General features: G+C 71.9%; 8 protein-coding genes. All 8 read left to right on the top strand.

The genetic code is table 11. The annotated features are described in order from the left end of the window. Positions 1 to 57 precede the first annotated feature (57 nt). The 8 genes from ACFQ8E_RS21015 (at position 58) to ACFQ8E_RS20980 (ending at position 12,773) form a co-directional block, all read left to right on the top strand. Complete coding sequence (locus ACFQ8E_RS21015) at positions 58 to 1,080, top strand: LacI family DNA-binding transcriptional regulator (protein ID WP_430552509.1); 1,023 nt, start codon at positions 58 to 60, stop codon at positions 1,078 to 1,080. Further along, positions 1,077 to 2,642 (top strand): sugar ABC transporter ATP-binding protein, encoded by a 1,566-nt coding sequence (locus ACFQ8E_RS21010; RefSeq protein WP_430552508.1) that lies wholly within the window; start codon positions 1,077 to 1,079, stop codon positions 2,640 to 2,642. Before ACFQ8E_RS21015 ends, ACFQ8E_RS21010 begins: the two co-directional genes overlap by 4 nt. 185 nt (positions 2,643 to 2,827) lie before the next feature. After that, positions 2,828 to 3,835, top strand: coding sequence for an ABC transporter substrate-binding protein (locus ACFQ8E_RS21005; protein WP_430552507.1), 1,008 nt, complete (start codon positions 2,828 to 2,830; stop codon positions 3,833 to 3,835). An 85-nt stretch (positions 3,836 to 3,920) separates the two neighbouring features. After that, positions 3,921 to 5,492, top strand: a complete 1,572-nt coding sequence (locus ACFQ8E_RS21000; protein ID WP_430552506.1) for a sugar ABC transporter ATP-binding protein — start codon at positions 3,921 to 3,923, stop codon at positions 5,490 to 5,492. Next, positions 5,492 to 6,589 (top strand): ABC transporter permease, encoded by a 1,098-nt coding sequence (locus ACFQ8E_RS20995; RefSeq protein WP_430552505.1) that lies wholly within the window; start codon positions 5,492 to 5,494, stop codon positions 6,587 to 6,589. The genes ACFQ8E_RS21000 and ACFQ8E_RS20995 overlap by 1 nt, the downstream gene beginning before the upstream one ends. Next, complete coding sequence (gene yjfF, locus ACFQ8E_RS20990; protein WP_430552504.1) at positions 6,586 to 7,608, top strand: galactofuranose ABC transporter, permease protein YjfF; 1,023 nt, start codon at positions 6,586 to 6,588, stop codon at positions 7,606 to 7,608. The genes ACFQ8E_RS20995 and yjfF overlap by 4 nt, the downstream gene beginning before the upstream one ends. A 112-nt stretch (positions 7,609 to 7,720) precedes the next feature. Then, positions 7,721 to 11,608 (top strand): alpha-L-arabinofuranosidase C-terminal domain-containing protein, encoded by a 3,888-nt coding sequence (locus ACFQ8E_RS20985; protein ID WP_430552503.1) that lies wholly within the window; start codon positions 7,721 to 7,723, stop codon positions 11,606 to 11,608. Positions 11,609 to 11,756: 148 nt separating this feature from the next. Further along, entirely contained in the window at positions 11,757 to 12,773 is a 1,017-nt protein-coding gene (locus tag ACFQ8E_RS20980; RefSeq protein WP_430552502.1) for a LacI family DNA-binding transcriptional regulator, read from the top strand. Positions 12,774 to 12,830 lie beyond the last annotated feature (57 nt).

Raw genomic sequence — 12,830 nt, 5'->3', positions numbered from 1 at the left:
TGACGCCGCCGAGCCGCCGGCCGGTCGTCCGGTGGACGCATCCCGTGGAGGCCCCGCATGGCGAGTCCCGCCGCCGACAAGCCGAACATCCGGCAGGTCGCGCAGCTCGCCGGCGTCTCGCACATGACGGTGTCGCGGGTGCTCAACGACCACCCGAACATCCGCGAGGCCACCCGGCGCCGGGTCGAGGAGGCCATCGAGCAGCTCGGCTACCGGCCGAACATGACGGCACGGGCCCTGGCCACCCAGCGCAGCCGGCGCATCGGCGTCCTCGTGGAGAGCGCGGCGACGTTCGGGCCGACCAGCACGCTGTACGCCGTCGAGTCCGCCGCCCGCGCGTCCGGGTACGTGGTGAGCTCCGTGCTCCTGCGGGCGGGGGAGGAGATCACCCCCCAGGAGGCCGTCGACCACCTCGTCGCGCAGGGCGTCGACGCGCTCTGCGTCGTGGCGCCGCGGTCGTCGTCGATCGCCGCGCTGCGCCGCATCGCCGTCGGGGTCCCGGTGCTGGTCGTCAAGCCCGACAAGGACCCGACGTTCCTCACCGTGACCGTCGACCAGCAGGCCGGCACGGCGCTCGCCGTCGACCACCTCGTCTCGCTCGGCCACCGCGACATCCTGCACCTGGCCGGGCCGCTCGACTGGCTCGACGCCCGCACGCGCGAGCGGTCCTTCCACGCCCGGACGAAGTCGTGGGGGCTGCGCGAGCGACCCATCGTCGTGGGGGACTGGACGGCGGACTTCGCCTACGACTTCGCGCGCGGCATCCGCGAGCTCCCGGAGTACACGGCGATCTTCGCCGCGAACGACGACATGGCCGTGGGCCTCGTGCACGGCCTGCACGACCGTGGCTTCTCGGTGCCCGACGACGTGAGCGTCGTGGGCTTCGACGACATCCCCCTCGCGCGGCACGTCATCCCCCCGCTGACGACGGTGCGGCAGAACTTCCACGCGCTCGGCGTCTCGGTCGTCGACGTCCTGCGGTCCGCGATCGAGGAGCAGGAGATCCCGACGGTCACGAAGATCCCCCCGGAGATCGTCGCGCGCGCGTCGAGCGCCCCGCCGCGGAAGGCCGCCCGATGACGTCCCGGTCCGAGGCGCAGGCCCCCGTGGTCGTGCTGCGCGGGATCACGGTGGAGCGCTCGGGGGTGCGGGTCCTCGACGACGTGGACCTGGCGCTGCGGCCGGGCGAGGTGCACGCGCTCATGGGGGAGAACGGCGCGGGCAAGTCGACCCTCATCGGTGCGCTCACGGGGACGCTGCCGATCCTGGCGGGGACCGTCGTGGTCGACGGCGTCGCGACCCCGCCGACGAGCGTCGCGCAGAGCCGCGCGGACGGTATCGCGACCGTCTTCCAGGAGACGCACCTGAGCCCGCACCTGACCGTCGCCGAGAACGTGATGATCGGGCACGAGGTGCGCGGCTGGTTCGGCATCGACTGGGGCCGGACCAGGGCGCGTGCGGCGGCCGCCCTCGCCGCGCTCGGGATCGAGGACATCGACCCGCGCGCCCCGTTGTCCGCGCTGTCGCCCGCGACCAAGCAGCTCGTGGCGGTGGCCCGGGCGATCGTCCTCGAGCCGCGCGTGCTCGTGCTCGACGAGCCGACGTCGAGCCTGGACGCGGACGAGGCCGCCCGCCTGCTGGGCGTCGTGCGCCGCCTGTGCGACCAGGGGGTCGCGGTGCTGTTCGTCTCGCACTTCCTCGAGCAGGTCTTCGAGGTGAGCGACCGGATGACCGTGCTGCGGGGCGGCCGCGTCGTCGCGGAGTTCCGGACGGCGGACGTCGAGCGCGCCGAGGTGATCTCCAAGATGCTCGGCGAGGACATCGACGCGCTCCAGGCGCTGCGCTCCCAGCGGCTCGCGCACCACTACGCGGGCACGGGCGAGGCGACGCTGCGGGCGTCGTCCCTCGGGCGCCACGGCGTCCTCGAGCCGACCGACCTCGAGCTGTCCCGGGGCGAGGTCGTGGGCTTCGCGGGGCTGCGCGGGTCGGGGCGCACCGAGCTCGCCCGGCTGATGAGCGGGGTGGAGCGCCCCGACCGCGGGGAGCTGTGGCTCGACGGCGTCCGGGTGCAGCTTCGCAGCCCGGGGGCCGCCCTGCGGCACCGGATCGCGATGTCGAGCGAGAACGTGCGCGACGACGGCATCGTCGCGGGGCTCACGGTGCGGGAGAACATCGTGCTGGCGCTGCAGGCGCTGCGGGGCTGGTCGCGGCCGCTGTCGCGGGGCGAGCAGGACGCGGTCGTCGACACGTACCTCGACGCCCTGCACCTGTCGGCCGAGGACCTGGACCGGCCGGCCGGCGAGCTGTCCGGGGGCACGCAGCAGAAGGTGCTGCTCGCCCGGCTGCTGGCCACGCGGCCGCACGTGCTGATCCTCGACGAGCCGACGCGGGGCATCGACATCGCCGCCAAGCTGGAGATCCAGCGCCGGGTGGCGCGGCTGGCGGGCGAGGGGGTCGCCGTCGTCTTCATCTCCTCCCAGCTGGAGGAGGTGGTGCGCCTCGCCGACCGCATCGTGGTGCTCAAGGACCGCGAGAAGATCGGCGAGCTGAGCAACGGTCCGGGGGTCACGGTCGACACCATCGTCGAGATGATCGCGGCGGACGTCGACGAGCTCGACGAGCTCGACCCCGGCCACTCCTGACGGTCTCCGCGCCGCGCGCGGAGCACCGGTGGCGGCGTTACGGAACCGTGACGTGGAATCGTGGAGCACCTCTATGTGACCGGTCACATCTCCGCTATGTTAGCGGTCACACAAGCGTTGCCGGAGGGTCAGAGCAGACCCACGGACCGGGTCCCCCGGTCGGCCGGCGTCTCGAGGAGGAGATCATGAGCAAGAACTTCCGGCGCGCCGGAGCGGCGATGTTCGTCGCGGCCCTCACGGCAGCCTCGCTCGTCGCGTGCAGCAGCGAGCAGGCGCCCCAGGGCGGCGGGGACGGGGGCGGCGAGTCCGCCGCGGCCTCGGACACGATCGTCCTCGGCTTCTCGCAGGTCGGGGCCGAGTCCGGCTGGCGCGCGGCCAACACCAAGTCCATCCAGGACACGCTCACCCAGGAGAACGGGTTCGACCTCAAGTTCTCCGACGCGCAGCAGAAGCAGGAGAACCAGATCCAGGCGATCCGGTCCTACATCCAGCAGCAGGTCGACGTCATCGCCTTCTCGCCCGTCGTCGAGACCGGCTGGGACGCCGTGCTCGAGGAGGCCAAGGCCGCGGGCATCCCGGTGATCCTCACCGACCGGGCCGTCGACTCCGAGGACGACACCCTGTACGAGTCGTTCATCGGGTCGGACTTCGTCGAGGAGGGCAAGCGCGCCGGCGAGTGGGCCGTGGAGCAGTACGACGGCGAGGGCTACAAGGCCGTCGAGCTGCAGGGCACCACCGGCGCCGCGCCGATGATCGACCGGCAGCAGGGCTTCGCCGACGCGATCGCGGGCTCCGACATCGAGATGATCGACTCGCAGACCGGCAACTTCACCCGCACCGAGGGCAAGCAGGTGATGGAGGGCTTCCTGCAGAAGTACGACGACATCGACCTGGTCTTCGCCCACAACGACGACATGGGCCTGGGCGCCATCGAGGCGATCGAGGCCGCGGGCAAGGTGCCGGGCAAGGACATCAAGATCATCACCGTCGACGGCGTCAAGGACGGCATGCAGGCGCTCGCCGACGGCAAGATCAACTACATCGTCGAGTGCAACCCGCTGCTCGGCCCGGACCTCGCGGAGATCGCGAAGAAGGTCGTGGCGGGCGAGGCGGTCGAGAAGCGCATCGTCACGCAGGACGAGGCGTTCGACCAGGAGGCGGCGAAGGCGGCCCTGCCGGACCGCCAGTACTGATCGTCGGTACGCTCCACCGAGACCCGCGGTGGGTGCGGAGCGGGACGCCCGCGCCGCACCCACCGCGCTCCACGGAAGGTCAAGGATGACGCCATCGGACGCCGGTGCCGCCGGCAGCAGCCGCGCCGCAGGCCCGGAGGACGTGCGCCCCGTCGTCGAGATGACCGGGATCTCCATCGAGTTCCCGGGCGTCAAGGCGCTCGACGGCGTGGACCTCCGGCTCCTGCCCGGCGAGGTGCACGCCCTCATGGGCGAGAACGGCGCGGGAAAATCCACGCTGATCAAGGCGCTCACGGGCGTCTACGGCATCGACTCCGGCGAGATCCTCGTCGGCGGCGAGCCGCACCGGTTCTCCGGCCCGGGCGAGGCGCAGGCCGCGGGGATCGCCACCGTGTACCAGGAGGTCAACCTCTGCGAGAACCTCACGGTGGCGGAGAACATCATGCTCGGCAACGAGCCGCGGCGGTTCGGCGCGATCGACTGGCCCCGCACGCGCCGCCGGGCGGCCGAGCACCTCGCCACCATGGGGCTCGACGTCGACCCCGCGTCGTCGCTCGGGTCGCACTCGATCGCCGTGCAGCAGCTCGTCGCGATCAGCCGGGCGATGGTGGTGGACGCCAAGGTGCTCATCCTCGACGAGCCGACGTCCAGCCTCGACGCCGACGAGGTCGCGCGGCTCTTCGCCGTCGTGCGCCGGCTGCGCGACCAGGGCGTCGCGATCCTGTTCGTGTCGCACTTCCTCGAGCAGGTGTTCGAGCTCTCCGACCGCATGACCGTGCTGCGCAACGGCGCGCGCGTGGGGGAGTACCGGACGTCGGAGATCACCCGGAGCGAGCTCGTCTCGCGCATGATCGGCCGGTCGATGGAGGTGCTGGAGGACCTCGAGGTCCGCACCGAGCACACCGTCGACGCGGCCCAGGGCACGCCCTTCGTCCAGGCCGTGGGGCTCGGGCGGCGCGGCTCCGTGCAGGCGTTCGACCTGGACGTCCACGAGGGCGAGGTCGTGGGGCTGGCCGGCCTGCTCGGCTCCGGGCGCACGGAGGTGGCCCGCCTGCTCGCCGGGGCGGACCGGGCCGACACGGGCACGCTGTCGGTGAAGGGCGCCCTGACCCGGCTGCGCACCCCGCGCGCGGCGATCGAGCGGAAGATCGCGTTCTCGTCGGAGGACCGCAAGGCCGAGGGCGTGGTCGGCGACCTGACGGTGCGGGAGAACATCGTGCTCGGCCTCCAGGCGGAGCGCGGCTGGCTGCGCCGGCTGCCCGGCAAGCAGGTCGACGAGATCGTGCACCGGTACATCGAGGCGCTGAACATCCGCCCCGCCAACCCGGACGCCCTGCTGCGCAACCTGTCGGGCGGCAACCAGCAGAAGGTGCTCCTGGCCCGCTGGCTCGCCACCGCCCCCGAGCTGTTCATCCTCGACGAGCCGACGCGCGGCATCGACGTCGGCGCCAAGGCGGAGATCCAGCGCCTGGTGTCCGACCTGGCCGGCCGGGGCATGGCGGTGCTGTTCATCTCCGCCGAGCTCGAGGAGGTGGTGCGGCTCAGCCACCGCATCGCCGTCATGCGCGACCGGCAGAAGGTCGCCGAGCTGACCAACACCGACACCGTCGGCGTCGACGACGTCGTCGAGCTCATCGCGAGCGGAGGGGACCGCTGATGCCCACATCCCAGGCCACCGGCGGGTTCGGCGCCGTCGCGCGCCACCACCTGTTCTGGCCGGTCGTCGCGCTCGTCGCGCTGCTCGCCGTGAACACGGCCGTCCGACCGGGCTTCCTGTCCGTGTCGATCCTCGACGACCACCTCTTCGGGTCGCCGATCGACATCCTGCGCAACTGCGCCCCGCTGATGCTGGTCGCCCTCGGCATGTCGCTGGTGATCGCCACCCGCGGCATCGACCTGTCCGTGGGCGCCGTGGTCGCGATCTCGGGGGCGGTGGCCCTCACCTTCATCGCGGGCGCACCGGACCCGGCGTCGACGACGACCGTGCTGCTCGCGATCGGGATGGCGCTCGCGCTCGGCCTGGTGCTCGGCGTCTGGAACGGGTTCCTCGTGTCCGTGCTCGGGATCCAGCCGATCATCGCCACGCTCATCCTCATGACCGCCGGCCGCGGTGTCGCCATGCTCATCACCGAGGGGCAGATCACCACGGTCACGAGCGCCCCGTTCAAGATGCTCGGCGCCGGGTACTGGCTCGGGCTGCCCGTCGCGACCCTGGTCGCCTTCGGCGTGTTCGCCCTCGTCTCGCTGCTCGTGCGGCGCACGGCGCTCGGGATGCTCGTCGAGTCGGTCGGCATCAACCCCGCCGCGAGCCGGCTCGCCGGCGTGCGCGCACGGACCATCGTGTGGACGGTCTTCGCGCTGTCCGGCCTCTTCTCCGCGCTGGCCGGACTGATCCTGTCGTCCAACGTGATGGCGGCCGACGCGAACAACGCCGGGCTGTTCATCGAGCTGGACGCGATCCTCGCCGTCGTCATCGGCGGCACGTCGCTGGCCGGGGGCAAGTTCTCGCTCTCCGGCACCTTCGTCGGCGTGCTCATCATCGCGACGCTGTCGCTCACGGTGACCAACGTCGGCATCTCGCCGCTCGTGACGCCGCTGTTCAAGGCGCTGGTGGTCGCCGCGGTGACGCTGCTCCAGTCGCCCGCCATGCGGCGCAAGCTCTCGGAACGCACGCGACGGCGCGGCAGGACGGCGCCCGTCGCGCCGTCGGACAAGCCCGCGGACGTCGCCACGGACAAGGTGGTGGCCTCATGACGACCCTGGCATCCTCGCGTCCCGGGGCGCCGTCCCCGGACCGCGTGCCCGCCGTCGGACGGCGCCTGCGCGTCGACCGCCGCTACCTGCCCGTGGTCGGCACCCTGGTGGTGTTCGTCCTGCTGCTGGTGGTGGGCGGCGCCCGCTACGACAACTTCCTGTCCGTGGGCGTGCTCGCGAACCTGTTCATCAACAACGCGTTCCTCATCGTGCTGGCCGTCGGGATGACGTTCGTCATCCTCACCGGCGGCATCGACCTCTCGGTCGGCTCGGTGCTGGCGCTGTCGGGGGTGACCGCGGCCTACCTGCTGCGCGCGGGAGTCCCGGCGGGGGTCGTGATCCCGCTCGTCGTGCTCGTCGGCTCGCTGATCGGGCTGCTCGTCGGCGCGATGGTGCACGTCTTCGAGGTGCAGCCGTTCATCGCGACGCTCGCGGCGATGTTCTTCGCCCGCGGCCTGTGCTTCCTCGTCGCCCCGGAGTCGATCCCGATCGACGACGAGACCTTCGTCGCCCTGGCCTCCTGGGACACGTGGGCCGGGGGACAGTGGCGGATCACGTCGAGCGTCGTGATCGCGCTGGTCGTCGTGGCGGTCGCGTTCTACCTGCTGCACTACACGCAGTTCGGCCGCACCGTGTACGCCATCGGCGGCGGGGAGCAGTCGGCCAAGCTCATGGGCCTGCCCGTCGCGCGCACCAAGGTGCTCGTGTACGTCATCAGCGGCACGTGCGCCGGCCTCGGCGGCCTGCTCTTCGCGATGTTCTCGCGGTCGGGCTACTCCCTGACCGGCGTGGGCATGGAGCTGGACGCGATCGCGGCCGTCGTCATCGGCGGCACGCTGCTCACCGGCGGCACCGGCTTCGTGCTCGGGTCCGTGCTCGGCGTCCTCGTGCTCGGCCTCATCCAGACGATCATCACCTTCGAGGGCACCCTCAGCTCGTGGTGGACCAAGATCGTCATCGGCGCGCTGCTGCTGGTCTTCGTGGTCCTGCAGCGGCTGCTCGCCCTGCGGCGCTCCTAGCCGTCCTCCGGCTCAGCGCCTGTCCGGGCGTCGGGTCGTCGGCACACGCCGCCGGCCCGGCGTCCCACCCCCGCACCTGTACGACGACGTACGACACGGAGGTTCTACAACGATGCACACCCGAGCCCGGCAGCACAGACCCCGATGGTCGACGCCCCTGGCGGCAGCGGTCCTCGCCCTCGCGCTGCCCGCCACGGCGGCCGCGGCCGTCCCGCCGCGGGCGGCCCCCGAAGCCGCCGCCGACGACGGCTACGGCGCCTACGTCTTCCCCTACTTCGCCGGCGAGCAGGACGGCGGCGAGAAGATCTACCTGGCCGTCAGCGAGGCGGACGACCCGACCGCGTGGGCGACCCTCAACGGCGGCGAGCCCGTCCTCGAGTCCACGCTCGGCACGAAGGGGCTGCGCGACCCGTTCCTCACCCGCAACCCGGAGACCGGCACGTACTACCTGCTGGCGACCGACCTGAAGATCGCGGGCGGGGGGAACTTCGGCGACGCGCAGGAGACCGGCAGCCGGTCGATGATGGTCTGGTCGTCCGAGGACCTGATCCACTGGTCCGACCAGCGCGAGGTCGAGGTCGCGCCGCCGGGCGCCGGCAACCTCTGGGCGCCCGAGGCGACGTGGGACGCCGCCGCCGGGCAGTTCGTCGTCTACTGGGCGTCGGCGCTGTACCCGGACGACGTCGCGCCGGAGGACCGGGACATCGCGACGTCGTACCAGCGGATGCTGTCGGCCACGACGCCCGACTTCTCCGCGGGGAGCTTCTCCGAGCCGCAGGTGTGGATCGACGAGGAGCGCGGTGCGGGTCGGGGCATGATCGACTCGACGGTCGCGGTCGAGGACGGCACCTACTACCGGTTCACCAAGGACGAGGCGGACATGACCGTCCGCGAGGAGTCGTCCGACGACCTGTCCCGCACGCAGGGCGTGACCGACGGCGACGGGTGGGACCTCGTCGCCGAGCGTGTCGGGGTGGGCGAGCCCAACCCGTGGGGCGGCGAGTTCACCGCGGGCGAGGGGCCCACGGTCTTCCCGTCCCTGACCGACGACTCCTGGTTCATGATGATCGACCAGCCGTCGTACCACGGCGGCCAGGGGTACATGCTGTTCCGCACCGACGACCTGGCGAGCGGCGACTGGACCTCGGTGCCCGACGCCGAGCTGCCGAGCCACCCGCGGCACGGCACGGTGCTGCCGATCACCACCGCCGAGCAGCAGGCGCTGCTCGACGCGTACCCGGAGGGCGAGCCGGAGGTCGTCGAGCAGCGGCTGACGATCGACTCCGCCGCCGAGCGCACGGAGATGAGCGACGACCTGTACGGCGTGTTCTACGAGGACATCAACTACGCCGCCGACGGCGGCCTGTACGCCGAGCTGGTGCGCAACCGGTCGTTCGAGTTCGCGACGGAGGACAACGCGGGCTTCACCGGGATGACGGGCTGGGAGCAGACCGGCGGCGGCGAGGTCGCCGTCGAGTCCGAGCGCGGCGAGTGGCTGAACGACAGCAACCGGCACTACCTCACGGTGACCTCCGACGGCACCACCGGCGTCGCGAACTCCTCCTACAACGAGGGCGTCGCGCTGAGGGAGGGGGCGTCGTACGACTTCTCGGTGTGGGCGCGGTCCGACGTCGCCCAGCACCTCACGGCCACCCTCGTGTCCGCCGACGGCGCGACGACGTACGGCACGGCGACGGTCGCCGTCGACGGCTCCGACGACTGGGCGCGGTACACGGCCACCGTGACCGCCTCCGCGACGACGAACGCGGCGCGGCTGCGGGTGGCGACGGGCGCCGAGGGCACGCTGCGCCTCGACATGGTGTCGCTGTTCCCGCAGGACACGTGGGTGGGGCCGGTCAACGGCAGGAGCACGCTGCGCAAGGACCTCGCGGAGAAGGTCGCCGCGCTCGACCCGAGCTTCCTGCGGTTCCCGGGCGGCTGCGTCACCAACGTCGGCACCTTCGACTCCTACCTCGAGTCCGACGGCCAGGACCGGCAGCGGACGTACCAGTGGAAGGAGACCATCGGCCCGGTCGAGGAACGCCCGACCAACTGGAACTTCTGGGGCTACAACCAGTCGTACGGCATCGGCTACCTCGAGTACCTGGAGTTCGCCGAGGACCTCGGCGCCTTCGCGCTGCCCGTCGTGTCCGTGGGCGCCAACGGCTGCGGGTCGCGCATCCCGGAGATGACTGACGAGCAGCGCCCGCGCTGGATCCAGGACACTCTCGACCTCATCGAGTTCGCCACGGGCGGCACGGACACGGAGTGGGGCGCGAAGCGTGCCGAGCTGGGGCACCCGGAGCCGTTCGACCTGCCGTACATCGGCCTGGGCAACGAGGAGAACACGCCGAAGTTCCAGGAGAACTTCCCGGCGTTCCGCGACGCCATCGAGGCGGAGTACCCCGACATCACGGTGATCTCCAACTCCGGGCCCGACGACGCCGGCACGCGGTTCGACGAGCTCTGGGACTTCAACCGCGAGCAGGGCGTCGCGATGGTCGACGAGCACTACTACAACGACCCGTCCTGGTTCCTCACGAACGACGCACGGTACGACTCCTACGACCGGAACGGCCCGCACGTCTTCCTCGGAGAGTACGCGTCGAAGGGCAACACCTTCGGCAACGCGCTCGCGGAGGCGGCGTACATGACCGGGCTGGAGCGCAACTCCGACGTCGTCGAGCTCGCCTCGTACGCGCCGATGTTCGCCAACGAGGACTACGTGCAGTGGTCGCCGGACATGATGTGGTTCGACAACGACCAGTCGTGGGGCTCGGTGAACTACTACACCCAGCAGATGTTCATGACGAACGCCGGCGACCAGGTGGTCCCGTCGGAGCTGGGCGACGGGCCCGACGTCGTCCCGCCGGACGTCGACGGCGGCGTCTTCCTGTCCACGTGGGCCACGCAGGCGCAGTACGACGACGTGCGGGTCACCGACAACGCGACGGGCGACGTCCTGTTCGCGGACTCGTTCGACGACGCGTCGCGCTGGGAGGCGCAGCGCGGGGACTGGTCGGTCCAGGACGGCCGGTACGTGCAGTCCGACGCGGGGGTCGAGGACGCCCGGAGCATCGTGACCGGCGCCTACGACGAGGACTGGCACGACTACACGATGGAGGTGACGGCCCGGAAGGCCGGCGGCGCCGAGGGCTTCCTCGTCGGGTTCGGCGCGAGCGCGAGCGACGACTTCTACTGGTGGAACGTGGGCGGCTGGGGCAACACCCGGTCCGTGCTGGAGCGGGCCGACGGCGCGCGCCAGGGCGAGGTCGCCGCGGCGGAGTCCTTCACGCCGCTGGAGAACGGTCGTGACTACCGGATCAAGGTCGTCGTCGAGGGACGCACCGTCACGCTCTACCTCGACGGCGAGCTGCAGCTCACCTACACGGAGCCGGTGACGAAGTCGCTGTTCCAGGTCGTGACCCACGACGAGGAGACCGGCGAGCTCGTGGCCAAGGTGGTCAACGTCGGCGACGCCGTGGCGCGCACCGACGTCGAGGTCACGGGCGGGTTCGAGCCGGCCGCGACGGCGACGGTCACCGAGATGAAGGCCGACCCGTCGGCGACGAACACCAAGACGCGGCCCGAGCGCGTGGTCCCGGTGGACCGGGTGTTCGAGGGGGCGGGGACGTCGTTCACCTACGACTTCCCGGCGCACTCGATCACGTTCCTCCGGCTCGCCGAGGACGGGGCGGAGCCCGAGGAACCGGCCTGGGACGCCGGCGTGACCTACACCGCCGGCGACCGCGTCGCGCACGACGGGGCCGTCTGGGAGGCCGCCTGGTGGACGCGGGGCCAGACGCCGGGGGAGTCCGACTGGGGCCCGTGGCAGGAGGTCGCCGAGACGGCCGACGGCACCGCGGTGTGGACGTCGTCGCGGATCTTCGACGCCGGTGACGTCGTCGAGCACGAGGGCCGGTCGTACACCGCGAGGTGGTGGACCAGGAACCAGGAGCCGGGCGACCCCCACGGTCCCTGGCGGCCCGCGGGCGCCTGACGCACCGACGGCGACGCGCCCCGGGCGGCGAGCTGTCAGGGCCACGTGCAGGGAAACCCGCACGTGGCCCTGACAGCTGCCGGAGAACGATGCGCAAACGCTGCAAGTCACGCAAGCGGCTTGCGTGATCGCGTGTACAGTCGAGGACATGTCGAGACGACTGGCCGACGTGGCCGCGAAGGTGGGGGTCAGCGAGGCGACGGTCAGCCGGGTGCTCAACGGCAAGCCCGGGGTGTCGCAGGCGACCCGGGACGCCGTGCTCACGGCGCTGGACGTGCTGGGCTACGAGCGGCCCACCAAGCTGCGCGGCGACCGGCCGCGCCTGGTGGGACTGGTGCTGCCGGAGCTGGCCAACCCGATCTTCCCCGCCTTCGCGGAGGTCGTGGGCGGCGCGCTGGCGCAGCAGGGGTACACGCCGGTGCTGTGCACGCGCACCGCGGGCGGCATCTCCGAGGCGGAGTACATCGACCTGCTGCTGGGCCAGCAGGTGTCGGGGGTCATCTTCGCGGGCGGCTTCTACGCCGAGCGCGACGCCGACCATGCGCACTACGAGCGGCTCCAGGCGCTGAACCTCCCGGTGGTGCTCATCAACGCGTCGATCGAGAGCCTCGACTTCCCGCACGTCTCCTGCGACGACCTCATCGCCACCCACCAGGCGCTGGAGCATCTGGTGTCCATGGGGCACACGCGCATCGGGCTGCTGCTGGGCCCGCGCGACCACGTGCCGTCCGAGCGCAAGCTCGCGGCGGCGCGCGGCTTCGCGGAGCGGCACGGCGTCGAGCTCCCCGACGAGCTCGTCGTGCACAGCCAGTACTCGCTCGAGAGCGGGCAGGCCGCGACGGGCCGGCTGCTCGACGTCGGCGCGACGGCGATCCTGTGCGCGTCCGACCCGCTCGCGCTCGGCGCCGTCCGGGCGGTGCGGCGCGCGGGGCTCGACGTGCCCCGCGACGTGTCGGTGGTCGGCTACGACGACTCCGCGCTGATGAACTCCACGGACCCTGCCCTCACGACCGTCCGGCAGCCGATCGACGCGATGGGCCGGGCCGCGGTCGACATCCTGGCCAGCATGATCGCGGGCGCCACGGTCTCGCGCGACGAGCTGCTCTTCGAGCCGGAGCTCGTCGTGCGGCGCTCGACGGCGGCGGCGCCCCGCCCTGGCGGCTGACCGCCGCACCGCCACCCGCTCCGACCCCGGCGGCCGGCCGGGCGACCTCGTGTCGCC

Origin of the sequence: Isoptericola sp. NPDC056573, from assembly GCF_042793335.1 — a bacterium.
Lineage (GTDB): Bacteria > Actinomycetota > Actinomycetes > Actinomycetales > Cellulomonadaceae > Isoptericola.
Note: the sequence above shows the minus strand (reverse complement) of the source record. Positions and strands in the feature narration are given on the sequence as shown.

What these genes read in the sequence shown, in the direction of transcription:
- ACFQ8E_RS21015 (WP_430552509.1), top strand. Translation starts at nt 58, where the DNA reads ATGGCGAGTCCCGCCGCCGACAAGCCGAACATCCGGCAGGTCGCGCAG.
- ACFQ8E_RS21010 (WP_430552508.1), top strand. Translation starts at nt 1,077, where the DNA reads ATGACGTCCCGGTCCGAGGCGCAGGCCCCCGTGGTCGTGCTGCGCGGG.
- ACFQ8E_RS21005 (WP_430552507.1), top strand. Translation starts at nt 2,828, where the DNA reads ATGAGCAAGAACTTCCGGCGCGCCGGAGCGGCGATGTTCGTCGCGGCC.
- ACFQ8E_RS21000 (WP_430552506.1), top strand. Translation starts at nt 3,921, where the DNA reads ATGACGCCATCGGACGCCGGTGCCGCCGGCAGCAGCCGCGCCGCAGGC.
- ACFQ8E_RS20995 (WP_430552505.1), top strand. Translation starts at nt 5,492, where the DNA reads ATGCCCACATCCCAGGCCACCGGCGGGTTCGGCGCCGTCGCGCGCCAC.
- yjfF (WP_430552504.1), top strand. Translation starts at nt 6,586, where the DNA reads ATGACGACCCTGGCATCCTCGCGTCCCGGGGCGCCGTCCCCGGACCGC.
- ACFQ8E_RS20985 (WP_430552503.1), top strand. Translation starts at nt 7,721, where the DNA reads ATGCACACCCGAGCCCGGCAGCACAGACCCCGATGGTCGACGCCCCTG.
- ACFQ8E_RS20980 (WP_430552502.1), top strand. Translation starts at nt 11,757, where the DNA reads ATGTCGAGACGACTGGCCGACGTGGCCGCGAAGGTGGGGGTCAGCGAG.